Consider the following 22,957-nt stretch of genomic DNA (forward strand, 5'->3'; position numbering starts at 1 on the left):
GGAGGGCGTCACTCCGGCCCGCCCGATTAACCGGCCCACGCTGCCGGAATTCTTTTTTCCGAGGCAATCAAAGGCGACAGAAAATGCGGTCGTCCGGGGTGCCGGACGGATTCCTGAACGGAAATCAATGGTTCGCCGCCGCAACATCGTAAAGTGTCGACAAGATAATAAGGACACCGCTCCGATCCCGTGTCCGCACCCCCGCCCCGCGCACCCGACCCGCCCGTCACACCGGCATCTCACGGTCTGTCAGTTTTCCCTCGGCGCAGGCGACTTGGGCGCACGAGACCCCCGAAGCCGGAGTGTTCCTCCCAGAAGCGAGCATTAGGGGACGTACTGCGGCGTTCGACCCTCGGTGCGCCGTCCGAGCTGCCGGGCGTACGCCCCGCCCGTCCCCCGGCGTACGCCATCGTCCGCTCTTTCACGTCGAGCGCCCCGCCCCCGTACTGCCCGGGGCGGGGCGCTGTCACGTACCTGCGTGGGGCGTCAACTCCCGTCGAACGCAGCCTCCTTGGCCGCCGCCTCAGTGCCCGCAGCCTCCTTGGCCGCCGCCTCCTTGGCCGCCGCCCCGGCCGCCCGCCCCGGCAGCGCGAACATCAGCAGGAAGATCAGCCCCATCACCGCGGCGACCCAACCCAGCGAGTTCTGGAAGGCGTTGACGAACGCGGGTCCCACCTGGGCCGGGGTCAGCCGGTCCCCGATCGAGCCGAAGAAGACCACCGACACCAGCCCGAGACCCAGCGCATTGCCCATCTGCTGAACGGTGTTGATGAGCCCGGACGCCGATCCCGCGTGCTCGCGCGGCACTTCGGAGAGGATCGTGTCGGTCAGCGGGGCGAAGATCAGGCCCATGCCGGCGCCCATCACGATGAGCGGGAGCGCCATCTGCCAGGAGGCGATGGCCAGTTGGTACCGGTCGGCCTCCCAGAGGTACAGCAGCACGCCGACGACCATCACCAGTGCGCCGGTCTGCAGCACGTTGCGCCCGCCGAGCCGCGGCACCAGTTTCTGCACGGACATCCCGGCTGCCGCAGAGCAGGCGATGGAGAACGGCACGCCGGTCAGCCCCGCCCGCAGCGGGCTCCAGCCCAGCCCGATCTGCATGTACAGCGTCCAGACCAGGAAGAAGATGCCGAGCCCGATCCCGAAGACCGTCTGTACGGCGATACCGGCCGCGAAGCTCTTCACCTCGAACAGCGACAGCTCGACGAGCGGCGAACCGTCCCGCGCCGCCTTCCGCCGCTCGTACGCCACCAGTCCGGCGAAGACCCCGATCGAGCCGGACATCGACACGAACCCCCAGGCGGGCCAGCCCAGTTCGTCGCCCCGGGTGAGCGGATAGAGCAGCATCAGCAGGCCGAGGGTGACCAGGGTGACGCCCACCAGGTCCAGCTTCAGGGCACGCGGAGCCTTGGACTCGGTGATGAAGCGGCTGCCGAGGATCAGACCGGCGATGCCCACCGGCAGATTGATCAGGAAGATCGGGCGCCACTCCAGCCCGAACAGGTTCCACTCGGTGAGCAGCGCGCCGAGCAGCGGACCGGAGACCGCGCCCAGCCCGACGATCGCGCCGAACAGCCCGAAGACCTTGCCGCGTTCGTGCGCCGGGAAGGTCGCGTGCACGATCGACAGCACCTGCGGCACCATCATCGCGGCCATCCCGCCCTGGAGGATGCGCGAGGCGACCAGCATCTCCGGGTTCGCCGCGAAGCCGCACAGCGCGGAGGCGAGCGTGAAGCCGCCGATGCCGACGAGGAACAGCCGCTTGCGGCCGTGGATGTCACCGAGCCGTCCGCCGGTGATCAGCCCGGCGGCGAAGGCGAGCGCGTAACCGGCCGTTATCCACTGGATCTGGCTGAAGGAGGCGCCCGCGTCCCGCTGGATCGACGGGATCGCGACATTGACGATCGTGACGTCGACGAGGTCCATGAAGGCCGCCGTCATCACGATGGCGAGGGCGAACCAGCGACGCCGGTCACCCGCGCCGGCCGCGGGGGCCTCGGGGGCCGGGCTGTCCACAAGGGTTTCGGTGGAGGTCATGAGTCGAAGCTATGACCCTACTAGGTCAGATCGTGTCCTAGTTCTACGGCATCCTCGAACCCGTGACGACGACCTCGTGAAGACGGCCTCATGACGGCGGCCCCATGACACAACGACCCCGTGACGACGACCCCATGAAGACGACGGAGCGCTCATGACGACGGACACCCCGGCCCGGCTCCTCCAGCTCCTCTCCCTCCTCCAGACGCCCCGCGAGTGGCCCGGCGGCGAGCTGGCCGACCGCCTCGGGGTCTCCCGGCGCACGGTCCGCCGGGACATCGACCGGCTGCGCGAACTCGGCTACCCCGTGCAGGCGAGCCTCGGCTCCGACGGCGGCTACCGGCTCGTCGCGGGCAAGGCGATGCCCCCGCTGGTGCTGGACGACGAGGAGGCGGTGGCGATCGCGGTCGGCCTGCGCGCGGGCGCCGGTCACGCGCTGGAGGGCGTGGACGAGGCGTCCGTACGCGCCCTGGCGAAGCTGGAACAGGTACTGCCCTCGCGGCTACGGCACCGGGTCGCCACCCTCCAGGCCGCCACGACCCCGCTGACCAGTGGCGACGGCGCGAGCATCGCCCCCGAGACGCTGACCGTGATGGCCTCGACGGTGGCGGGCCAGGAGCGGCTGCGCTTCGCCTACCGCACCAAGGACGGCACCGAGTCCCGCCGCGTGACGGAGCCGTACCGCCTCGTCTCGACCGGCCGGCGCTGGTACCTCGTCGCCTACGACCTCGACCGCGAGGACTGGCGCACGTTCCGCGTCGACCGGGTGAGCCGGCCCTTCGCCACGGGGGCGCGGTTCACCCCGCGCGAGCTCCCGACGGGGAACGCGGCGGAGTACCTGCGGCAGTCCATGTACCGGCGTCAGGAGACCTACGAGTACACGGTCACCTTCGCCGCCTCCGCCGAGGCCGTGGCGGCGAACATCCCGGCCTGGCTCGGCGCCCCGGAGCCGCTCGGCGACGACAGCTGCCGCCTGCGCGCGACGACGGGCGACGCGGTGGACTGGCTGGCCGTACGGCTGGCGATGCTGGGGTACGAGTTCACGGTGCAGGGGCCGACGGAACTGGCCAGCTGCGTACGGGAGTTGGGCGAGCGGCTGATCCGGGCCGGTGGCGGGGACACCTGAGCCGGGCTCACACCCCGCCCGGTCCCGCCCCTCCCAGCTCCCCCCAGGGGAAGTCCCGTAGCACCCGCAGGTTCCGCAGCGCCATCTCGGCCGGTCCCGCCGTCGCGCCGCCGTGCGCCTCCTCGGCCGCCCAGCCCTCGACCGCCGTGCGTACGGCGGCACTTGCCACGGCCGCCGCGAAGCGCAGCTCCGGGGAGGGCGGCGGGGTCCGGTCGGCGGGGGTGTCGTCGGACCGGGCGAGGCGTTCCATGATGACCTCGCCCAGGGTGTGTTCCGAGGCCTGGCAGACCTCCGCCCAGACCCGGCGCAGGGCGGGGCTGGACTCGGCCAGGCCGATCAGGGTGCGCACCCAGGTCCAGGAGTTGACGGAGACGCCCACCCCGGGGGTCAGTGTGTGGCGTGCCCCGTGTTCCAGGGCCTCCGGCACCGACAGGGCGGCCGGGGCCGCGCGGACCGCCTCCGCCCAGCGCTGGGCGCCGGCCGCGTAGAGCGGGGCGACGGCCTCTTCCTTGGTGGCGAAGTAGCGGTAGAACGTGCGCGGGGCGATACCGGCCGACTGGGCGATGTCCTCGGCGCGGGTGGCGCGCAGCCCGTGTCTCACGAAGAGTCCGGCCGCCGCCCGGGCGATCTCCATCCGGGTCTCGGCCTTGCGCCGCTCGGTCAGCGAGAGCGGGGCGGAGGGGGAGGCGGTACGGGAGTGCGGTGCGGAGGCGGAATCCGGTGCTGGGGTGGGGCTGCTCACATCGGCAGGCTATGCCTCTGTGGCACAATCTGCCATTCGGCGGGCCACCCCGGAGTTCAGGTACGGGGTGCCCCGCCATCCAAGCATGCTCACGCAGAAAGAACCGGGCCCCGACGCCTGGGGGGTAGGCGCCGAAGCCCGGTTCCGGAGAGTCCCGGCGCCGGGGGGGGGATTGCGTCGGGACTTGGCTCAGGGGGTCTCAGGGCGTACCCCGGGCCCCAACTCCTGGGCCCTGAAGTCTTGTTCCCTGGGCCCCTGGGGTTGAAGCGGCGTTACACAGCCATAGTTGGCGAGCCTGACAGCGCCGCGAGGGAGCGCCCCGCTCACGCCGCCGCGTCGAACCCGGTCTGGCTCGCCAGCTTCTTCAGCTCCAGCAACGCGTGCTTCTCGATCTGCCGGATCCGCTCCCGCGTCAGCCCGTGCTCTTTGCCGACCTCCGTCAGCGTCCGCTCACGGCCGTCCTCGATGCCGTACCGCATCTTGATGATGGACGCCGTGCGCTGGTCGAGCCGGCCGATCAGATCGTCCAGCTCCTCGCTGCGCAGCAGGGTCATGACGGACTGCTCGGGCGAGACCGCGGAGGTGTCCTCCAGGAGGTCGCCGAACTGGGTGTCGCCGTCGTCGTCCACCGACATGTTCAGCGAGACCGGGTCACGGGCCCAGTCGAGCACGTCGGTCACGCGCTCCGGCGTCGAGTCCAGCTCCGCGGCGATCTCCGCGTGCTCGGGCTCCCGGCCGTTCTTCCGGTTGAACTCGCGCTGCACTCGGCGGATGCGGCCCAGCTCCTCCACCAGGTGGACGGGGAGCCGGATGGTCCGGGACTGGTCGGCGATGGAGCGGGTGATGGCCTGGCGGATCCACCAGGTCGCGTACGTCGAGAACTTGAAGCCCTTGCGGTAGTCGAACTTCTCGACGGCGCGGACCAGGCCCGCGTTGCCCTCCTGGATCAGGTCGAGGAGGGGCAGGCCGCTACGGGGGTAACGGCGGGCCACGGCCACGACCAGGCGGAGGTTGGAACGGATGAAGACGTCCTTGGCACGCTCCCCTTCGGCGACCAGGGCCTCGAGCTCGGCGCGGGAGGCGTCCGCCTGGGACTTCTCCTCGCCCTCGAGAACCTGGCGCGCGAACACGCCCGCTTCGATGGTCTGCGAAAGCTCGACTTCCTTTGCGGCGTCGAGCAGCGGTGTACGCGCGATTTCGTCGAGATACATGCCGACCAGGTCGCGGTCGGCGATCTCGCCGCCATGGGCGCGAACACTGCGTGCCGCGTCGGAGGTCTCGCCGGTGGCGGACTTACGACGGGCGACGGCACGGGTTGCCATGCGTGCTCCCTTGCGAATGGGGGTCCCCCCAGGCCCTTTGGCACTGGGGGAGGGTCAGCAGCTGTTCGTCCGATGCTCTGGCACTCTTCTCGTGTGCCCTGCATCTGATGGAAACAACGACTGGAATCCGGACAGAATTCCCAACCCGCTCCCCTATTTTTCTGATCTTGCAGTACCCTGTCCGGCCACAAGGGGGTCACGATGCCGCCGGAACCTACAGAGGTGCAGGTCAGGTCGGGAGTCGAGGGTGACCTCGATGCCCTCACCGACATCTACAACCACTACGTGCGCGAGACCCCGATCACCTTCGACACCGCCCCCTTCACGCCGGAGGAGCGCCGCCCCTGGCTGCTCTCCCACCCTGAAGACGGCCCATACCGGCTGAAGGTTGCCGTGGACGGGACCTTCCAAGGAAACTCACAGCGAATCCTCGGCTACGCCACATCCAGCCCTTACCGGGCGAAGCCCGCCTACTCGACCTCGGTCGAGGTCACGGTCTACCTCGCCCCGGGCGCGGGCGGCCGGGGCATCGGGACGCTGCTCTACAAGGCCCTGTTCGCGTCCCTGGCGGACGAGGACGTGCACCGGGCGTACGCGGGCATCGCACAGCCCAACGAAGCGTCCACGCGGCTGCATGAACGCTTCGGGTTCCGGCCTGTCGGCACCTACCGGGAGGTGGGCCGCAAGTTCGGCCGCTACTGGGATGTCGCCTGGTACGAGAAGGAGCTGTAGCCCCTCCCGCGGGGAAGGGCACGCACCCGCCGCCCCGGCCTCAGCCGAACTGCACCGACCGCTTCGCCATCCCCATCCAGAACCCGTCGATCACCGACGGGTTCACCGACTCCCGCGCGTCCAGCTCCCCGGCCGCCTCCGCCGCGCCCATGGCGACGAACAGCGGGGCGAAGTGCTCGGTGCGGGGATGGGCGTAGCGCCCGGCCGGTGCCTTGTGGAGGAAGTCGAGCAGGCCGTCCCAGTCGCGGGACTCCAGCGCCCTCCTGCCCCAGTCGTCGAACTCGGAGGACCAGGTGGGCACTCCCCCGCCGGTGTGGCGCAGGGCGGCGAGGTTGTGGGTGAAGAAGCCGGAGCCGACGATCAGGACGCCCTCGTCGCGCAGCGGGGCGAGCTTGCGGCCGATGTCCATCAGCCTGGCGGGGTCGAGGGTCGGCATCGACACCTGGAGGACGGGGATGTCGGCGGCCGGGAACATCTCGACGAGCGGGACGTACGCCCCGTGGTCGAGGCCGCGGTCCGGGACGTCCTGGACGGGGATGCCCGGGGCGCGCAGCAACTTCCGTACGGAATCGGCGAGTTCGGGGGCGCCGGGTGCGTCGTAGCGGACCTGGTAGTAGTGCTCGGGGAAGCCCCAGAAGTCGTAGACCAGGGGGACGGGGTCGACCGCGCCGAGGGCGAGGGGGGCCTCCTCCCAGTGGGCGGAGACCATGAGGATCGCCTTGGGGCGGGGGAGGCCGGCCGACCAGGCGGCGAGTTCGCCGGGCCAGATCGGGTCGTCCGCGAGGGGCGGGGCGCCGTGGCTGAGGTACAGGGCGGGCATGCGCTCCGGTGCGGCGGTGGACATGACGGTCACTCCCCAGGGTCGAACTCGATGCTTGAACTCTCAAACTTCCTGCGTCAGAGCTTACGCCTCGTTTGTTTAACCTTCAAGGAGCCTTCTCGTACAGTGGGTGCATGAACACGGCATCCGCACCCGCACCCGCTGAAGCCCGCTGGCTCACCGCCGAGGAGCAGCGCGTCTGGCGCTTCTACATGCACGCCAGCACCCTCCTGGAGGACTACCTCGACCGTCAGCTCCAGCGGGACGCGGGCATGCCGCACATCTACTACGGACTGCTCGTGCAGCTCGCCGAGTCCCCGGACCGCCGGCTGCGGATGACCGAGCTGGCCAAGAACGCGAAGATCACCCGCTCCCGTCTCTCGCACGCGATCGCGCGGCTGGAGAAGAACGGGTGGGTGCGCCGCGAGGACTGTCCCTCCGACAAGCGCGGCCAGTTCGCGGTGCTGACCGACGACGGCTACGGCGTCCTCAGCCGGACCGCGCCGGGCCATGTGGCCGCCGTACGGCAGGCGCTGTTCGAGCGGCTCACCCCGGAACAGCAGAAGTCCCTCGGCGAGATCATGGAGATCGTCGCCGAGGGACTTCAGCCGAACGAAGCGGGTGCGGATCTGCCCTGGCTCCGCTGAGCCGCTCAACTCAGCGGAGAACCAGGGCAGTTCCTGGGAGTCGTACCTACGGGGCGTCCCCTTCCCCGTAGGCACGGATGGTGCGAAGGGGGTACGACCGGCCGGGCGTCGTCAGTGGGCGACGACCGGGATCTTGAAGTCGTCCTCGACGTCGTCACCGGAGGCGACCGGGTCGGAACCCTGCTTGCCGGCGTTGACGAGCACCGAGACGATCACGGCGGCCGTCACCAGCATGCCGACGGCGAACCAGATGGCGTTGGTGTAGCCGTGCACCTGGCCCTGCAGCGCGACGAGCTGCTGCTGGGTCTTGGAGGTGCCCGCACCGGCGATGTGGTCCTTGATGTACGCGGTCGTCGCGGACGCGGCGATCGTGTTCAGCAGGGCCGTACCGATCGCGCCGCCCACCTGCTGCGAGGTGTTGACCATCGCGGAGGCGACACCCGCGTCCCGGGGCTCGACGCCCAGGGTGGCCAGCGACATGGCCGGCATGAACGCCGTACCCATGCCGAGACCGAGCAGCAGCATCGCCGGCAGGATGATCGAGGCGTACGACGAGCCGATCTCCAGCTGCGTCATCAGGAGCATGCCGACCGCGGCGACCAGGAAGCCGGGGCCCATCAGCAGACGGGCCGGCAGGCGGGTCATCAGCCGGGTGCCGATCTGGGTCGAGCCGACCATCATGCCGACGATCATCGGCATGAAGGCGAAACCGGTCTTGATGGGCGAGAAGCCCTTCACGACCTGCAGGTAGTAGGTGAGGAACAGGAACGTGCCGAACATCGCGATGATGGCGATGCCGAGCGAGAGGTAGATGCCGCCGCGGTTGCGGTCGGTGATCACGCGCAGGGGCAGCAGCGGGGCCTTGACCTTGGACTCGACGATGACGAACGAGACCAGCAGGACCGCGGAGGCGATGAAGAGCGCGATGGTGGAGGAGTCGCCCCAGCCGTTGGACTCGGCGCGGGTGAAGCCGTAGACCAGCGAGACCAGGCCGAGGGTCGACAGGAGCACGCCGGGGATGTCGAGCGGGTTGCGGTTGCGGCCGCCGGCCGGCTCGCGGATGACGAAGTACGCGCCGAGCGCGGCGACGATCGCGAACGGGATGTTCACGAAGAACGTCCAGCGCCAGTCCAGGTACTCGGTGAGCACACCGCCGAGGATGAAGCCGACGGCGCCGCCGCCACCGGCGATCGCGCCGTAGATGCCGAACGCCTTGGCGCGTTCCTTGGCGTCCGTGAACATGACCGCGAGCAGGGAGAGCGCGGCGGGTGCGAGCAGCGCGCCGAACGCGCCCTGGAGGGCACGGGCGCCGAACATCATGGCGCCGGTGGTGGCGACACCGCCGAGGGCGGACGCGGCGGCGAAGCCGGTCAGACCGACGACGAAGGCGCGCTTGCGGCCCCACAGGTCGGCTATGCGGCCACCGAAGAGGAGGAGTCCACCGAAGGCGAGCGCGTAGGCCGTGACGACCCACTGGCGGTTGCCGTCGGAGATGCCCAGGTCGGTCTGGGCGGACGGGAGGGCGATGTTCACGATGGTCGCGTCGAGCACGACCATCAGCTGGGCGAGCGCGATGAACGCGAGCGCCTTCCAGCGGTTGGAATGGGCTTCGTGCGCGGCGGCCTCGGCGGCCTTGTCGAGAGCGCTTGGAGCGCTTCGAGCTGTTTCAGACATGGTGGTACCCACTTCGGGACTTCGTGACGGAAAAATTCGGAAGAAGGACGTGTTCGGGGACGGCTCGTCCTACGAGCGACACTCTGCGGTCGCTACGGGACGAGAGCCGGTGCTTGTTGTCGAGACTGGCGTGACGCTCTGAACTGATCGGTCAGGGCTGCCGGAGATCCTCCATCGTCGCGGCCGTACCGGGCAGGACCGAGCGGGCCGGGGCCCGCAGTCCGTCCAGGAACAGCTGCAGGTGTCGGTGTACGAAGCGGTCGGCGCTGAGGCAACCGGTGCCGGCCGGGGGCCGGCTGAGCTGGGCCACGGCCACCATCACGTCACCGACACCCACGTCGGTGCGGAGCTGTCCGGACCTCCTGGCCCTGTCCATGACCTCGTCGATGAGCTGCTCGACCCGCTGCCGCGCGGCTTCCAGATCCGGGTGGAACTGGTCGAACGTGCTGGAGATCATCGGGCACAGCGCGCTGATCCGTTCGTCGGCGGACACGTGCACGAAGCGCTCCAGAGCGGCGAAGGCGTCGCCGGTCTCGGTGAGCGCCTGCTCGGCGGCCTCCGACGTACGGTCCATGACCGAGACCACTACCTCGCGGACGAGGGCGTCGCGGTCAGGGAAATTGCGGTAGAGCGTGGCGTTGCCGACGCCGGCCCGGCGGGCGATCTCGTCGAGCGGCACATCGGGGCCGAACTCGACGAACATCTCGCGGGCGGCGGTGACGATCCGCTCCCGGTTGCGCAAAGCGTCGGCGCGGGGCCGGGTCACCTTTCGCTGTACGGGGGTCGCGGTCGTCACGGCGTGCTCCTGAAGGTCTTGGACTGCTGAGGCGATCCGGGGAGGCAGTCCCCGTTTCGCTCGGACACATGGCTAAACGGGGAGACGCTCCCCGGTTATTTCCGCCTCCGCGATTTCTTCGATGTGACCTGAGTCACATTCACCGGATTCCCGGTTTGGATCTCCGCGCACCGCCCCTCCGGGCTCCTCGTTCGGCCCCCTACCAGCGAGAAACACACGGTCGGTCTCCTCCAGCGCGCGCCCGCACGGGAGTCGACACAGGGTGATCGAAAGGGTGCAGCCGGAGACCGGCGGCTGCCGTTGGCGCGAAGGGTCCCTGCATGCAGCCCAGCCGTCGGATATCCCCGCGCCGCGTGGCAGCCCTCGCGTCCGTGACCGTCCTGACCCTCGCGGTCAGCACCTCGGCCGGCACGGAGCGCTTCACCCCGGGCGCCATGACGGCGGCGGGTCCGGTCGCACTGGCCCGCACCTCCGCACTCGGCCCCTGCATGATCAACGGCCCGCTGGACGTCCAGATGTCCGAGGGCATCCCCACCCCCGGCGGCTACTCCCGCTCCACCGGCACGGTCCACGCCCTGACCCTGATGGTCGACTTCTCCGACGCGCCCGGCGAGGGCAGCGCCATGGACCGGTACCGCGAGTTCTTCCCCAAGACCCAGGAATGGTTCGCCACCAGCTCCTACGGCCGCCTCGACTACCGCCCCGAGACCCCGGTCGACCACTGGCTCCGCATGCCCAAGCCGTTCCGGTCCTACGGCATAGAGCGCGGCGCGCCCTTCGACCCCGGGTACCGGCAGCTCGTCCAGGACATCGTGGCCGCGGCCGACCCGACGGTGGACTTCCGGCAGTACGACCTCCTGAACGTCCTGGTCACCCCGAACGCGGGCCCCTCCGCCCTCGACACGGTCCTGTCGGTGACGTTCGCGGGGAACACGGAGGCCCCGGTCGCGGACGGCGTCCCGGTCTCCAACGCCTCGTTCGTGTACTCCCGCCAGGACGACGGCTCAGGCTCGTACTCCCAGACCGGCTACCGCGTCCTCCCGCACGAGAACGGCCATGTCTTCGGCCTGCCCGACCTCTACACCCAGGAGGGCGGGGGCGCGGTCGGCCACTGGGACATCATGAGCGAGGACTGGGGCGCCAACAACGACTTCCTCGGCTGGCACAAGTGGAAGCTCGGCTGGCTCGACCCGTCCCAGGTCACCTGCGCGCGCACCCCGGGCACCACGCAGTACACCCTGACCCCGCTGGAGCGGCCCGGCGGCGACGGCACCCGCCTGATCTTCGTCCCCCTCGACCGCCGCACCGGCTACGCCCTGGAACTCCGCACCCGCGAGGGCAACGACGAGGCGGTCTGCCGCCCCGGCGTCCTCATCTACAAGGTCGAGGCGGACGTCGACACGGGCATGGGCCCCGTGAAGGTCTACGACGCCCACCGCGACAGCGGCGGCTGCACCCGCAGCCCCAACGTCCAGGCCGAACTCTCGGACGCGCCCTTCGGAGTGGGCGAGACGTTCAAGGACCCCGGACGAGGAATCCGCATCACGGTCACGGGAACCGACACGGCGGGGGCGTATCGGGTGGCGGTGAGCCGGACCCGGTAGGAGTACGCCGGCGACGAAGGCGGCGAGGTCGGGCTTACCGTAGGGCTGCCGAGATTGCCGTACCGGAGAATCGATGCCCGCTGAGACCACGTTGACCGACGCCGCCGGTGCCGTGCCCGCCGAGGCGGTCGCGCCGTTGATCCGTGGGGTTGCCGTGGTGCGGCAACTGACCGAGGCGGGCGGGGTGTTGAGCCTCAGCGGGCTGGAGCGGGCGACCGGGCTCGCCCGTTCGACGGTGGACCGGATCACCGGGACGCTCGCCCGGATGGGATACGTCCGTCTCGACGGCCGGGACGCGGTGCTCACCCCCCGGATCATGGAGCTGGGCAACGCCTACCTGGCCGCGCTGCGCCTGCCCGCCCTGCTCGACGCCCGCGCGGACGCGCTGGCCGACGAGCTGGACGAGTCGGTGTCGCTCGCGGTGGCCGACCGGGACGGCATCCGCTTCATCCACCAGGCCACCCGCCGCCGCGCGATGTCCCTCAGCTTCCGCATCGGCGACCTGCTCCCGGCCGAACGCACCGCCCCGGGCCCGCTGTTCGCCACCGAGTGGACGGAAGCGCAGTGGCGGCACTGGCGGGAGCGCCGGGCCGCCGACCCGAGGGACGAGGGCTTCCCGGCCGTACCCGAACGGTCCTCCCCCGGGCCGGACTTCGAGCAGTGGACCGCCCAAGTCCGGGAGGACGGCTGGGCGTTGGACGACCAGCTGATCGAACCCGGACTGGTCGCGGTGTCCGTGCCCGTACGGGACCCGCGTACCGGCACGATCGCGTGCGTGGCGAGCGTCGTGAGCCACACGAGCCGGCACACCGCCGACGATCTGCGGAACTCCCTTCTGCCCAGGCTGCGTTCGGCGGTGCGCACGATGGAGGAGGACTTGGCGGAGGACCTGCGCGAGACCCCGCACGGCGAGTCCCCCGCCCCTTCCGGACTCGCGACCTGGACGGGCGCGTCCAAGCAGGAACTGGGCCGGGAGTTCGTCGAGTCCCTGGCCCGCGGCCTGACCGTCCTGACGGCCTTCGGCGAGGGCCGCGCCGAACTGACCCTCACGGAGGTCGCCCAGGCGACGGGACTGGCCCGCGCGACGGCGCGCAGAGCCCTGATCACGTACGAGCACCTGGGCCTGGTGACCCCGTCGGGCGACCGCCGCTTCGCCCTCACCCCCCGCGTGCTGTCCCTGGGCTTCCCGCCCCTCTCCCGTACGACCCTGCCCGCCCTCGCGCTCCCCCACCTCAGCGCCCTCGCCGCCCGCATCCACGAACCGGCGTCCCTCGCGATCCTCGTCGGCGACGACGTCCAGTACACGGCCCGGGTCGCCACCAGCCGCGTGATGAGCGTGAACATCGCCGTGGGCACCCGCCTCCCCGCGTACGCGACGGCCCTGGGCCGCGTCCTGCTGGCCGACGCGCCGCCGCGCGAACACGAGCTGCGCGCCCTGACCCCGCGCACACTGACCGACCCGGCGGCGCTTGCCGCGGCGCTGGACACGGTCCGTACGCAGGGATACGCCCTGGTCGACGAGGAGTTGGAGGCGGGCCTGCGCTCGATCGCCGTACCGGTCCGCGACCGCACGGGCCGGGTGGTGGCCGCGCTGAACACGGCCACCCATGTGACCGGCCGCACGGTCACGGAGTACGTCCGGGACGTGCTGCCCGAGCTGACGGTGACGGCGGGCGCGATCGAGGCGGACCTACGGGTGGCCGGCCGCTTCACCAGCGTGTCGGCGGCCTGACCACCGGCGACTCATGGTCGGCCCGTGTCCCGCGTCCCGCGGTGAAGGGCGACCCCGCTTCGCCCCCTCCCCGCAACCCTCGTCCGCTCGTATCCGCTACCCTGTCCTTGGCCAGTAGTCGGTACGCCGCGTCGTCCGCCCCAGCAAGGGCGCGGGGGAGGTGACACCGGCACTGACCAGCGGGTTTGTTCCCCCGCCTTCGTAGCTCAGGGGATAGAGCACGGCTCTCCTAAAGCCGGTGTCGCAGGTTCGAATCCTGCCGAGGGCACAGCAAGAGGTTGGTCCGGAGGCCCTTCCGTCCGGTGGACGGGAGGGCCTCCGGCGTCTCGGGACACGGATGAGGGACAGCCTGTCCCTGCACCCGCCCGTCGGCTACGGCACCTTCGCCTCGTCCGCGGCCCCCACGGCCCCGTCGTTCTCCGCCGCCGCACGGTTCCGCCGCACGGAGGACCAGAACGACCACCCGATCAGCACGACCCCCACCAACCCGGTGATGACCTCGTTGATCTGGTACTGGATGGTCACCATCAGGATCACGGCCAGGGCGCCGATCGCGTAGTGGGCGCCGTGCTCCAGGTAGACGTAGTCGTCGAGGGTGCCCTGGCGGACCAGGTACACCGTCAGCGAGCGGACGTACATCGCGCCGATGCCGAGGCCGAGGGCCATGAGCACGATGTCGTTGGTGATGGCGAAGGCGCCGATCACGCCGTCGAAGGAGAAGGACGCGTCCAGGACTTCGAGGTACAGGAACATGAAGAACGCGGCCTGGCCGGCGAGGACGACCGCCGATCGCTCGCCCTCCCGCTCCCGTTCCTCCTCCTCTTCCAGGCGGTCCTCGAAGTAGCCCGAGAGGCCGCCGACGATCATGTAGGTGATGAGGCCGGCGATGCCGGAGATCAGGACCGTCTGGGCCTTGTCCGCGTGGGCGCCGCCGTGCTGGTGGGCGTGGGTCGCGAAGGTGAAGGAGGTGATCAGGAGGACGATCAGGGCGATGCAGACCGACAGCATGTCGACCTTGCCGAGCTTGGCGAGGGGGCGTTCCAGCCAGCCCAGCCACTTGATGTCCCGGTCCTCGAAGATGAAGTCGAGGAAGATCATCAGCAGGAACATGCCACCGAACGCCGCGATCGCCGGGTGGGCGTCGGTGACCAGCTGTTCGTAGCGGTCCTTGTCGGTCAGCGCGAGGTTGACCGCCTCGAAGGGGCTCTTCTTCGCCGTGACCGCGACGATCAGCACCGGGAACGCGAGGCGCATCCCGAAGACCGCGATCAGGACGCCGACCGTGAGGAAGATCTTCTGCCAGAAGGCCGACATCTTCTTCAGGATCCCGGCGTTGACGACCGCGTTGTCGAAGGACAGCGAGATCTCGAGCACGGCGAGGATCGCGATGACACCGAACGCCGTCCAGCCGCCGTACCAGACCCCGAGAGCCAGGCCGACCGCGGTGACCGCGAACGACCAGCGGAAGGTCTTCAGAAGCACGGGTTGCCCCTTCCTGTTGTCGCGCGGTCGCCCGCGGGCCGGGCACAACAGCCCTGACCATCATCGGCGTTGTCTACCACGACCGCCTGTCGTACAGGTGTCGGGGGGCGGCCCTGGGAACGCGGAAGGGGCCCCGACCTCAGCGGTCCAGGGCCCCGGCCGACACACCTCGCCGTCACTTCTTCGGTGCCACCTTGCCCGTCGTCCGCAGCGTGCCGACCGTCTTGAGCAGCCGGTCCGCCGGATCGCGCAGGGACGGATGGGCCAGCACCGTGTTGCGCAGCCCGCGCACCGGGCGCCGCCACAGGCGATGGGCCGCCGCCACCGGGTGCGGACGGGTGGCGAACCCCTCGGCGACGCGCAGCTCGCGCGTCTTGAGCCAGTCCTTCCACTCCTTGTCGCCGCGCCCCAGGTCCATCAGGCGCACGCCGTGCCGCCCCGCCTCCTCGGCCATCCGCAGATGCATGATCAACCCCGGTGAGTAGTACCGCAGTTCGGGGTCGTAGGCCGTGAACCACGCGGCGAACAGCGTCCGGGACGTCGGGCCGAAGTGGGCCGCCACGGGGCGCTCCCCGGCGTAGAGGACGGACAGGATCCCGGTGAAGTGTTCCTCGCGGACGCGGAACAGGTGGTCCACCAGGTCGACGATCCACGGGCGCGCGAAGCGGTCCATGCGGCCGGTCCTGCGGTACTGGGCCGATTTCCACCGCATCAGCGTGTGCAGCACCTCGGGGTCGCGCTCGTCGTAGACGAACCGCATCTCGCCGAGGTCGCGGCCCAGCCGGCGTTCCTTCTTCAGGGTGGTCTTGGCGATGCCCGGGTAGGCGCCGCGCAGCCACTCCGGGTACGGGACCTCGCCGTCGCCGTCCTTCAGGTCGATCACCGGGGACGCGAACGTGCCCGTCACATGGCGGGCGAACGGCTGCTGCTCCTCCACCAGATGATCGAACTCGAAGACCGAAAGGCCGCAGGCCCGCAGGAGTTGCTGGACGTCCCAGGTGACACCGGGCCGGTGCACCAGGGCCTGGCAGTCGGAGAGACCGAGGCCGATGGCCCGGCCGACGCCCACGTGGTTGCGCTCGTACGGGAAGAAGCCGACCGGCTCCCCGCCCTCGTGCAGCACCGCCACCTGCGCGCCGCCGCGGTGACGGCCGACGCCGTCCGCGAACTCCGGTGCCAGAAAAGGGTTCGCGTAGTCCGGCGACTCGTCCATCGCCTTGTGCCAGGCCTGGCGGAGCGTGCTGCCGAGCTCCTCCGGTCTGTGGATCGTGATGTCCGCCTTGCTGTTGGATCGCATGGGCGACCGTCCCCCCACTTTCCCCCACGACGCGTCGTCCGCGTCCTGCCTACGCATCCCAAGGTACGACGAGACACGAACAGTTCGGCAGGGCCCAAACGTCGCGAAACAGTACGCACGCCGTCAAGGATGCTTGTCGTCACGGAAAAGTACGGATCACCCTTCCCCGGTACAACCGGCCCGGAACGTCCGTGAACCGCAGGTCCAGGCCGACCCCGTCACGCTCCGCGTGCAGATGGAGATGCGGCTCGGTGGTGTTGCCGGAATTGCCGGTCTCTCCTACGAGTTGGCCCGCCCGCACCGTGTCGCCCCGGCTCACCGTCAGTGAACCCGCCCTCAGGTGGGCCAGTTTGACGATCTCCCGCCCGGTGTCGATGAACACGTGGTTCCCGTATGGGGGTTGATAACGGGCCCGCGCGCCCGGCCCCGCGTCCTGGTCCTCGATCGCCCCCTCGGCCGACACCACCCGCCCGTCGCACGGCGCCCGCACGGCCCGCCCGTACGCGGCGAACGCCGTCAGCTCATGACCGCCCCGCGTACGGCTCCCGTACCGCCCCAGCCCCGCCAGATCCACCGCACCCCGCTGTTCGGGCACCCCGGCATGGTGATTGAGCGGCCGGGCACCCCCCTGGACGACGTACCAGACCCCCTCCAGCGGAAACCGCAACGGCTGCGACAGCGGCGCCCGCCAGGTGCGTGTCCGCCCGACGGCGACCGCCCCGAGGAGTGCCAGCAGGACCACGACCGTGATCGACAGCCCCAACGTGCCGTTCCCCGTGGGCAGTTCGGGGAGTCGGGAAGCCGAGGCGAGGGTGGCTACGACGGTTCCCGCCTCGACCGTACGGCGCGGCAGGCGCGGTTGCTGGGCGGGGGCGCCGAGGCCCTCGACGAGGACACCGCAGAGGGCGAGGACCGTCAGGTCGGTGCACCAGGCGGTGCGGTCGGAGGCCGTCCAGAGGGCGACGACGTTCGCGACGGCGACGAGGATCACCAACAGGCCGTACGGCACGCGGAGTCGACGGCCTCGGGGCGGGGTGTGGCGGGCGCCTTCGAGGTACAGGGCGGCGAGTCCACCGTCCGGCGCGGCACGGGCCCAGGCGCGCACCTGGCCCTCCTCCCCGGTCACCAGCAGGCCGTCGGGGCTGTCCGTGACGGCGACGGGGCGGCCGGTGCGGCTCAGGGTCGCCTGGACGATGCGCTCCAGGGTGTCGGCGCCCACCGCCTCCGCCACGCGGGGAGCGAGGCGGGGCCGTTCCGCCGGGGCGGCGGTCAGGAACCTCAGCAGTGCGTCGATCTCCGGGCGTCGGGACGGAGGCGGCTCAAGGGTCAACGGGGGTTCCTCCGCGTGCCTTCGATGCGATGACCGGCGTAGAGAAGACGAGTGGACGCCCGGCACGGTTCTCAGCAGCCTCGCCGGACGCCCTCAACACCCTTGCGCTTCAAGCCGTTTACCTCCCCCCTTCAAGCCGTCCGCACCTCCGCCACCTCCCCCCGTACCTGTCGGCCCAGCACCGCCAGGACCAGCGTCACCGCGACCGATGCCACCGCGACCAGGGTCATCGCCGTTGCCGGGGAGGTGAGTTGGGCGACCGTGCCCGCGAGGGCGGCGCCGATGCCCTGCATGGAGAGCATGCCCGCCGAGCGCAACCCGAGGGCGTGGCCCGCGAGTTCGCCGGGGGTGAGTTCCATCAGGCGTTCCTGGAGGACGAGGCTCGCGCCGTAGCCGATGGAGGCCAGGCACACCGCGATGGCCGCCCAGGGCATGCCCGGGCGCAGGGCGAAGAAGACGTACGGGGTGGCGAGGAGGAGGCGGAGGGGGATGTCGAGGCGGGCGCGGAGGGTGGCCGGGACGAAGCGGCCCAGGGTGAGGTCGCCGACGAACATGCCCAGCGCCGCGCTCGCGAACAGCGCGCCCGCGGACCCGGGGTCGTAGGAGACGTAGAGGGATTCGCAGCCGACGATCAGGCCGTTGGGGATCCACATGCCGAGGTAGGTGAGGCGGCGGGGGCGGGAGGACCACAGGACGGCGTTCGTGCGCCAGGTGGCCGCGACCGACGGGCGGCCCGCGGTGCGGGGTGGGCGGGCGGTCAGGCCGAGGCGGAGGACGAGAGCCGTGGTGAGGTACAGCCCTGAGGCGAGGAGGAGGCAGACGCGCGGGGCGAGGAGGGCCAGGAGGGCGCCGCCCGCCGCGAACCCGGTGACCTGCATCAGCCCCGATGCCATGTTGAACACCGAACGGCCCAGCAGATAGCCGTCCTTGGAGAGGATCTCGTTCAGCAGACCGCCGCTCACCCCGCCGCCCAGCGAGGCGATCAGCCCTTGCAGGAACACGAGGGCGAAGACCGCGGCGATCGGCAGACCGGGGAGTGCCAGCAGGGCCGTACAGACCGCGAAGGCCGTGTTGATGCCGGTGAGGGTGGCGCGGGGCGGCAGGCGGTCGGCGCCGGACAGGAAGAAGGTCGCGCCCAGCATCTGGGCGAGCTGCGGGCCGAACATGCTGACGGCCGACAGTAAAGGGGACGAGGTCGCCCGGTACACGAGGGTCGCCAGCGCCAGGCCGCTGATGGTCAGGGCCGCGTTCTGGGCGGCGAAGGAGAGGAAGAACGGCGTGTACTCAGGGGTGCGGAAGAGCTCGCGGTAGCTGCGCATGAGCGGAGTCTGCGGGGGTGCGCGCGAGGGTCCTATTCTTTCGCGCGGACGCGAAACACGGGGGGCGCGGATGGGGTTGTGGCAGCTCAACGCGGACACGCTCGCGCGGAGCCGGTTCGTGCTGTCGTCGTTCGCCGAGACCTTCGCCGCGCTGAAACTGCTGCACGCGGGGGCGGGCGCGCACCCCGGTGAGCAGGTGTGGCTGCGGGATCATCTGCCCGGATACCGGGGGCTGTTGGCGGCCGATCCGGTCAGCGCGGCGCTGGTGCGGGCGGCGCTCGGGCGGTCCTGGATCGCCGACTTCTTCTGCCCGACCCAGACCGACCAGGAGTCGTTCGCCGAGACCGTCGCCCGGGTTCGCGCCACTCCCCCGGCCGCCGCCCGCGCCCACCTACGGGTCTCGCTCGCCGGCCCGCTCCCCACCGTCCTAGACCGCGACGACCTGCCCGAGCGGGCGGCGCATGTCCTGGAGTACGTCTGGGAGGAGACCGTACGGCCGTACTGGGCGCGGCGCCGGCGGGTGCTGGAGGCGGACGTGGTCGCGCGGACGGCCCAGGTGAGCCAGGGCGGCTGGGCGGCCGTGCTGGACGCCCTGCAGCCGGGGCGGACGCGGTGGCTCGGGGAGAACCGGCTGCAGATCAACCTGCACGAGAACCCGCCGCGCGAGGTCTCCGGCGCGGAGCTGCTCTTCATGCCGGTGACGTCGAAGGCCGGCTGGGCGTCGTGGGAGGAGCCGGACCTGTACGCGATCGTCTACCCCTGCGCGGGCGCTCTCGCCGATCCCGGCGGGCGGGCGGTGCCGACGGGCCTCGGCACGCTGCTGGGGGCCTCACGGGCCGAGGTGCTGGTGCTGCTCGGCGCACCGATGAGTACCAGCCAGCTGACGGCCGTGACCGGGCAGGCGCTCGGGTCGGTGGGGCGGCATCTGCGGGTGCTGCTGGACGCGGGGCTCGTGGAGCGGCGGCGGGCTGGGCGGTCGGTGCTGTATTCGCGGACGGCGGCGGGGGAGGTCGTGGTGAGGGCGGCGGGGCTGTAGGGCCGGGGCGTCCGGGGACGGCCGGGGTGTTGTGGGCGGCCGTCGGCCTGTAACCACTGAGGCTTCCGGGCCCGTGGGGAGAACGACATTTACCGGAGTTAGCATCCGGTTATGACGACTACAGAGAACACGGGTCCCCTCGGTGTCGAGATCGGGTCGCTCACCGGCGGCTCCGCGGACCTCTCGCAGTACGCGGGCAAGGCCGTCCTCGTGGTGAACGTGGCCTCCAAGTGCGGGCTCACCCCCCAGTACACGGGCCTCGAGCGGCTCCAGGAGCGGTACGCGGCGCAGGGCTTCACCGTGCTCGGCGTGCCCTGCAACCAGTTCCTCGGGCAGGAGCCCGGCAGCGCCGAGGAGATCGCCGAGTTCTGCTCGGCGACGTACGGCGTGACCTTCCCGCTGACCGAGAAGGTCGAGGTCAACGGGGACGGCCGGCACGAGCTGTACGACCGGCTCGTCGGCTTCGCGGACGGCGAGGGCCACACCGGGGACATCCGCTGGAACTTCGAGAAGTTCCTGATCGGCCGCGACGGCACGGTCGTCGCCCGCTTCTCCCCGCAGACCGAGCCGGAGTCGGCGGAGGTCGTCGCGGCGGTGGAGACCGCGGTCGCCTAGGACCGTCGTGGGCAGGTGTTGACCTTGCCCCTGGGGCAGGGCTGAGCGTCCTTCTCGCCGGGCGGACGGAAACCGCCCGGTGACGGAGGATGCGAGGGTGGACGACGAACTGCTGACCATCGGCGCGTTCGCGGCGCGGGCGCGGCTTTCGGCCAAGGCGTTGCGGCTGTACGACCGGCTGGGACTGCTGTCCCCGGCGCACGTCGACGAGGACAGCGGTTACCGCTACTACCGCGCCGACCAGACCGAACGGGCCCGACTCGTCGCGCTGCTACGGCAGTTGGACATGCCGCTGGCTCGGATCGCCGAGCTGGTCGAGGCCGACGGCAGCGACGCGGCGGAACTCCTCGCCGCGTACTGGACGGCCGTGGAGACCCGGATCGCCGGGCAGCGCACGCTCGCCGAGTACCTCCGTGCACGACTGTCGGGGAGGAGCTCCGAGATGTACGGAACATTCGTGGTCGAAACGGTGGAGGTACCGGAACAGGTGCTGATCACCGAGACCCGGCACACCCTCGCGGACGAGCTGCCGGCCTGGATCGGCGCCTCGCTGGGGCGGCTCGGGGAGGCGGCGCGGGAGTGCGGGGGCGTGAGCGCGGCGCCGTTCGTCGTCTACCACGCCGAGGTGTCGATGGAGAGCGACGGCCCGGCCGAGGCCTGCGTACCGGTCGCGGACGAGGCGGCGGCGCGGGCCTGGGCCGCACGGCAGGGGCGGGCCCGGCAGACCGCGGTCCGGGTGGAACCGGCCCGCCGACTGGCCTGCACCCGCATCACCAAGGCGCAGGTCGCGCACCCGCAGATCCTGGCCGCGTTCGAGGCGGTCGAGCAGTGGGTGGCCGCACAGGGCCTGAGCTACGCCGGACCGTGCCGCGAGGTGTACTTCGCGGACTGGGAGGCGGCGGGGCCGGGGGACGCGGTGTGTGACGTGGCGTTCCCGGTGGAGTTCTCGGCGCGCTAGCCGGAACGGTCCTGGAAAAAGCCGAGCCCTCTCGGCAAGGACGGCGGCCGGTCGAGAGGGCTTCGGTGGTGCTTTTTAAGTTGTCGATGGTGACGCGGCCGACGGTGAGGCTGTCGGCGGTGAAGCTCTGGACGGTGAAGTTCTCGATCACCTGATCGCTCGAAGATCAGGAAGATCCTCCCCCCGTGTCGTGTGCCTATGCCTTGACCGATGCCACGAAGGCCTTCCACGCGTCGGCCGGGAAGTCCAGGGTGGGTCCCTCGGAGACCTTCGAGTCCCGGACGGCCATCGCCGACACGACCGGTGACTTGATCTCGACGCACGCGCCGTTGCCCTGCGAGTAAGAGGACTTGATCCACTTGTCCGCGGCGCCCTGCTTGATTGCCATGTTCGCTCCGATTACCAGTTGCTGAGTTGCTGTCGCCGTGTCCCGCACATGACTCCGCCTGCGGGACACGGTTTGCGCCAACGTTGTTGCTCGATGGCGTGATCGACGCTACTCGCCAACATCGCCGCACGGAGCGGCCATTCACTCGACCGGGTGGCATATTCCAGTGGTGTCTTCCCTCTCACCCGAGGAGGGTGTATTTTCCGGCACCGCACGCGTCACAGGGCGGTTCGGGACGGTTCAACGCGCATAGTCCTTCGCCACGTTGGAGATGAACTCCCGGCTCTGGTCCGCGTTCAGGGCCTGCGCCCTGAGGTGTTCGTACATCACGCTGTACTTCTGGACGTCCTGCGCCTTCTCCAGATACAGGTCGCTGGTGACGCCCTCGATGTAGACCACGCTGGAGTCGGCCGCGTCGGGGAACTCCAGGATCGCGTACTGCCCGCTGACCCCCGGGTGCGCGCCCATCGCGAACGGGATCACCTGCACGGTGACATGCGGGAGTTGGGACATCTCGATGAGCGCGTCCAGCTGCCCGATCATCACCTGCTTGTTGCCGACCTCGCGGCGCAGCGCCGCCTCGTCGAGCACCGCCCACAGCCGCAACGGGTTCTCCGCGGCCGCGATCCGCTCCTGCCGGCGCAGCCGCACCTGGACCCGCTTCTCGACGTCCGCCGGGGCCGACTCGGGCAGCGCGCCGGTGATCAGCGCCTCGGCGTACTGCCGGGTCTGCAACAGGCCGGGGACGACCTGGGGGTCGTAGACGCGCAGGCTGGCCGCGTCCGTCTCCAGTCCGATGTACACGCTGTACGGGATGTCACCGAAGGAGTGCCACCAGCCCTGCTGGCGGGAGTCCTTGGCCATCTGCATCAGGGAGTCGACGATCCGGACGTCCTCGACCTCGTAGACCCCGCACAGGTCGCGGACGTCGCGCTGGCTGATGCTGCGCCGGCCGTTCTCCAGCCGGCTGATCTTCGACTGGGACACCAGGAGTCTCTCGGCGACCTCCTCGGCCGTCATGCCCTTGAGCTCGCGGAGCCGACGCAACTCCTGGCCCAACCGGCGTCGCCTGACGGTGGGATTGACACTTGACGCCACGGGAACGTGCACCTCCGGCTGCATGCCTCTACTTGCTGCTACGTGCTGCTCAATGCTTGCCACTTTGCGTATCTGCTGTTGAGCAGACTGCCACCAAGGTGGTTTCTACCGCTGGGAAACGGTGGATATGCGGCAGGTACGAGCCAGGTTCGGGTTGCCGAAGGTGCCCGTAGATGCGGCCGAGCGGGGTGGAGTGACG

General features: G+C 70.5%; 20 protein-coding genes and 1 tRNA gene. 9 read left to right on the top strand and 12 right to left on the bottom strand.

The window, feature by feature from the left end:
* Positions 1 to 486: 486 nt before the first annotated feature.
* Positions 487 to 2,040: an MFS transporter gene (locus tag OHT77_RS19835; protein WP_328829868.1), complete on the bottom strand. Its 1,554-nt coding sequence runs from the start codon at positions 2,038 to 2,040 to the stop codon at positions 487 to 489.
* 154 nt (positions 2,041 to 2,194) lie between these two features.
* Here OHT77_RS19835 and OHT77_RS19840 point away from each other — a divergent pair, with 154 nt between their 5' ends.
* A complete protein-coding gene (locus tag OHT77_RS19840) occupies positions 2,195 to 3,166 on the top strand; it encodes a helix-turn-helix transcriptional regulator (protein WP_328829869.1) in 972 nt (323 codons plus the stop codon).
* 7 nt (positions 3,167 to 3,173) lie between these two features.
* Here the strand turns inward: OHT77_RS19840 and OHT77_RS19845 are convergent, their stop codons facing one another.
* Both OHT77_RS19845 and OHT77_RS19850 read right to left on the bottom strand, forming a co-directional pair.
* Positions 3,174 to 3,800, bottom strand: a complete 627-nt coding sequence (locus OHT77_RS19845; RefSeq protein ID WP_328834283.1) for a TetR/AcrR family transcriptional regulator — start codon at positions 3,798 to 3,800, stop codon at positions 3,174 to 3,176.
* A gap of 431 nt (positions 3,801 to 4,231) precedes the next feature.
* On the bottom strand, positions 4,232 to 5,230 hold the full coding sequence (locus tag OHT77_RS19850; protein WP_328829870.1) for a sigma-70 family RNA polymerase sigma factor: 999 nt from the start codon (positions 5,228 to 5,230) through the stop codon (positions 4,232 to 4,234).
* 201 nt (positions 5,231 to 5,431) lie between these two features.
* Here OHT77_RS19850 and OHT77_RS19855 point away from each other — a divergent pair, with 201 nt between their 5' ends.
* Positions 5,432 to 5,962, top strand: a complete 531-nt coding sequence (locus OHT77_RS19855) for a GNAT family N-acetyltransferase (protein ID WP_328829871.1) — start codon at positions 5,432 to 5,434, stop codon at positions 5,960 to 5,962.
* Between the two features lie 40 nt (positions 5,963 to 6,002).
* Here OHT77_RS19855 and OHT77_RS19860 read toward each other — a convergent pair whose 3' ends face one another.
* Positions 6,003 to 6,806, bottom strand: coding sequence for a dioxygenase family protein (locus OHT77_RS19860; RefSeq protein WP_328829872.1), 804 nt, complete (start codon positions 6,804 to 6,806; stop codon positions 6,003 to 6,005).
* A 110-nt stretch (positions 6,807 to 6,916) separates the two neighbouring features.
* Here OHT77_RS19860 and OHT77_RS19865 point away from each other — a divergent pair, with 110 nt between their 5' ends.
* Positions 6,917 to 7,429, top strand: a complete 513-nt coding sequence (locus OHT77_RS19865) for a MarR family winged helix-turn-helix transcriptional regulator (protein WP_328829874.1) — start codon at positions 6,917 to 6,919, stop codon at positions 7,427 to 7,429.
* A 111-nt stretch (positions 7,430 to 7,540) separates the two neighbouring features.
* On the opposite strand, the gene OHT77_RS19870 is transcribed toward OHT77_RS19865, so the two are convergent.
* Complete coding sequence (locus OHT77_RS19870; protein ID WP_328829875.1) at positions 7,541 to 9,103, bottom strand: MFS transporter; 1,563 nt, start codon at positions 9,101 to 9,103, stop codon at positions 7,541 to 7,543.
* Positions 9,104 to 9,254: 151 nt separating this feature from the next.
* Positions 9,255 to 9,899: a TetR/AcrR family transcriptional regulator gene (locus OHT77_RS19875; protein WP_266771369.1), complete on the bottom strand. Its 645-nt coding sequence runs from the start codon at positions 9,897 to 9,899 to the stop codon at positions 9,255 to 9,257.
* Positions 9,900 to 10,219: 320 nt separating this feature from the next.
* Between OHT77_RS19875 and OHT77_RS19880 the strand changes: the two genes are divergently transcribed.
* The 3 genes from OHT77_RS19880 (at position 10,220) to OHT77_RS19890 (ending at position 13,503) form a co-directional block, all read left to right on the top strand.
* Positions 10,220 to 11,503 (top strand): M6 family metalloprotease domain-containing protein, encoded by a 1,284-nt coding sequence (locus tag OHT77_RS19880; RefSeq protein ID WP_328829876.1) that lies wholly within the window; start codon positions 10,220 to 10,222, stop codon positions 11,501 to 11,503.
* Positions 11,504 to 11,576: 73 nt separating this feature from the next.
* The gene (locus OHT77_RS19885) at positions 11,577 to 13,235 is read left to right on the top strand and encodes an IclR family transcriptional regulator domain-containing protein (RefSeq protein ID WP_328829877.1); all 1,659 of its coding nucleotides are present in this window, start codon (positions 11,577 to 11,579) and stop codon (positions 13,233 to 13,235) included.
* Between the two features lie 195 nt (positions 13,236 to 13,430).
* Positions 13,431 to 13,503, top strand: a tRNA-Arg gene (locus OHT77_RS19890).
* A gap of 104 nt (positions 13,504 to 13,607) precedes the next feature.
* Here OHT77_RS19890 and OHT77_RS19895 read toward each other — a convergent pair.
* The 4 genes from OHT77_RS19895 to OHT77_RS19910 all read right to left on the bottom strand — a co-directional run bounded on the left by OHT77_RS19895 (position 13,608) and on the right by OHT77_RS19910 (position 18,663).
* Positions 13,608 to 14,717, bottom strand: a complete 1,110-nt coding sequence (locus tag OHT77_RS19895) for a DUF475 domain-containing protein (protein WP_328829878.1) — start codon at positions 14,715 to 14,717, stop codon at positions 13,608 to 13,610.
* A gap of 175 nt (positions 14,718 to 14,892) precedes the next feature.
* Positions 14,893 to 16,014, bottom strand: coding sequence for a GNAT family N-acetyltransferase (locus tag OHT77_RS19900; RefSeq protein ID WP_328829879.1), 1,122 nt, complete (start codon positions 16,012 to 16,014; stop codon positions 14,893 to 14,895).
* Between the two features lie 139 nt (positions 16,015 to 16,153).
* Positions 16,154 to 17,344, bottom strand: a complete 1,191-nt coding sequence (locus OHT77_RS19905; RefSeq protein WP_328829880.1) for a M23 family metallopeptidase — start codon at positions 17,342 to 17,344, stop codon at positions 16,154 to 16,156.
* A gap of 131 nt (positions 17,345 to 17,475) precedes the next feature.
* Positions 17,476 to 18,663 carry an MFS transporter gene (locus OHT77_RS19910; protein ID WP_328829881.1) on the bottom strand — a complete coding sequence of 396 codons (1,188 nt, stop codon included), beginning with the start codon at positions 18,661 to 18,663 and terminating at the stop codon, positions 17,476 to 17,478.
* A gap of 70 nt (positions 18,664 to 18,733) precedes the next feature.
* On the opposite strand from OHT77_RS19910, the gene OHT77_RS19915 reads away from it, so the two are divergent.
* The 3 genes from OHT77_RS19915 to OHT77_RS19925 all read left to right on the top strand — a co-directional run bounded on the left by OHT77_RS19915 (position 18,734) and on the right by OHT77_RS19925 (position 21,272).
* On the top strand, positions 18,734 to 19,699 hold the full coding sequence (locus tag OHT77_RS19915; RefSeq protein ID WP_328829882.1) for an ArsR/SmtB family transcription factor: 966 nt from the start codon (positions 18,734 to 18,736) through the stop codon (positions 19,697 to 19,699).
* Between the two features lie 111 nt (positions 19,700 to 19,810).
* A complete protein-coding gene (locus tag OHT77_RS19920; protein WP_328829883.1) occupies positions 19,811 to 20,314 on the top strand; it encodes a glutathione peroxidase in 504 nt (167 codons plus the stop codon).
* A gap of 79 nt (positions 20,315 to 20,393) precedes the next feature.
* On the top strand, positions 20,394 to 21,272 hold the full coding sequence (locus tag OHT77_RS19925; protein WP_328829884.1) for a MerR family transcriptional regulator: 879 nt from the start codon (positions 20,394 to 20,396) through the stop codon (positions 21,270 to 21,272).
* Between the two features lie 196 nt (positions 21,273 to 21,468).
* Here OHT77_RS19925 and OHT77_RS19930 read toward each other — a convergent pair whose 3' ends face one another.
* Positions 21,469 to 21,660 (bottom strand): DUF397 domain-containing protein, encoded by a 192-nt coding sequence (locus OHT77_RS19930; protein WP_328829885.1) that lies wholly within the window; start codon positions 21,658 to 21,660, stop codon positions 21,469 to 21,471.
* A gap of 240 nt (positions 21,661 to 21,900) precedes the next feature.
* Complete coding sequence (locus OHT77_RS19935; RefSeq protein WP_266771353.1) at positions 21,901 to 22,758, bottom strand: helix-turn-helix domain-containing protein; 858 nt, start codon at positions 22,756 to 22,758, stop codon at positions 21,901 to 21,903.
* Positions 22,759 to 22,957 lie beyond the last annotated feature (199 nt).

It is taken from the genome of Streptomyces sp. NBC_00252 (genome assembly GCF_036187565.1).
Taxonomy (GTDB): Bacteria; Actinomycetota; Actinomycetes; order Streptomycetales; family Streptomycetaceae; genus Streptomyces.

Coding starts and splice junctions, on each gene's coding strand:
- OHT77_RS19880 (WP_328829876.1), top strand. CDS start 10,220: ATGCAGCCCAGCCGTCGGATATCCCCGCGCCGCGTGGCAGCCCTCGCG.
- OHT77_RS19860 (WP_328829872.1), bottom strand. CDS start 6,806: ATGTCCACCGCCGCACCGGAGCGCATGCCCGCCCTGTACCTCAGCCAC.
- OHT77_RS19855 (WP_328829871.1), top strand. CDS start 5,432: ATGCCGCCGGAACCTACAGAGGTGCAGGTCAGGTCGGGAGTCGAGGGT.
- OHT77_RS19910 (WP_328829881.1), bottom strand. CDS start 18,663: ATGCGCAGCTACCGCGAGCTCTTCCGCACCCCTGAGTACACGCCGTTC.
- OHT77_RS19920 (WP_328829883.1), top strand. CDS start 19,811: ATGACGACTACAGAGAACACGGGTCCCCTCGGTGTCGAGATCGGGTCG.
- OHT77_RS19930 (WP_328829885.1), bottom strand. CDS start 21,660: ATGGCAATCAAGCAGGGCGCCGCGGACAAGTGGATCAAGTCCTCTTAC.
- OHT77_RS19840 (WP_328829869.1), top strand. CDS start 2,195: ATGACGACGGACACCCCGGCCCGGCTCCTCCAGCTCCTCTCCCTCCTC.
- OHT77_RS19900 (WP_328829879.1), bottom strand. CDS start 16,014: ATGCGATCCAACAGCAAGGCGGACATCACGATCCACAGACCGGAGGAG.
- OHT77_RS19865 (WP_328829874.1), top strand. CDS start 6,917: ATGAACACGGCATCCGCACCCGCACCCGCTGAAGCCCGCTGGCTCACC.
- OHT77_RS19835 (WP_328829868.1), bottom strand. CDS start 2,040: ATGACCTCCACCGAAACCCTTGTGGACAGCCCGGCCCCCGAGGCCCCC.
- OHT77_RS19885 (WP_328829877.1), top strand. CDS start 11,577: ATGCCCGCTGAGACCACGTTGACCGACGCCGCCGGTGCCGTGCCCGCC.
- OHT77_RS19870 (WP_328829875.1), bottom strand. CDS start 9,103: ATGTCTGAAACAGCTCGAAGCGCTCCAAGCGCTCTCGACAAGGCCGCC.
- OHT77_RS19850 (WP_328829870.1), bottom strand. CDS start 5,230: ATGGCAACCCGTGCCGTCGCCCGTCGTAAGTCCGCCACCGGCGAGACC.
- OHT77_RS19915 (WP_328829882.1), top strand. CDS start 18,734: ATGGGGTTGTGGCAGCTCAACGCGGACACGCTCGCGCGGAGCCGGTTC.
- OHT77_RS19845 (WP_328834283.1), bottom strand. CDS start 3,800: ATGGAGATCGCCCGGGCGGCGGCCGGACTCTTCGTGAGACACGGGCTG.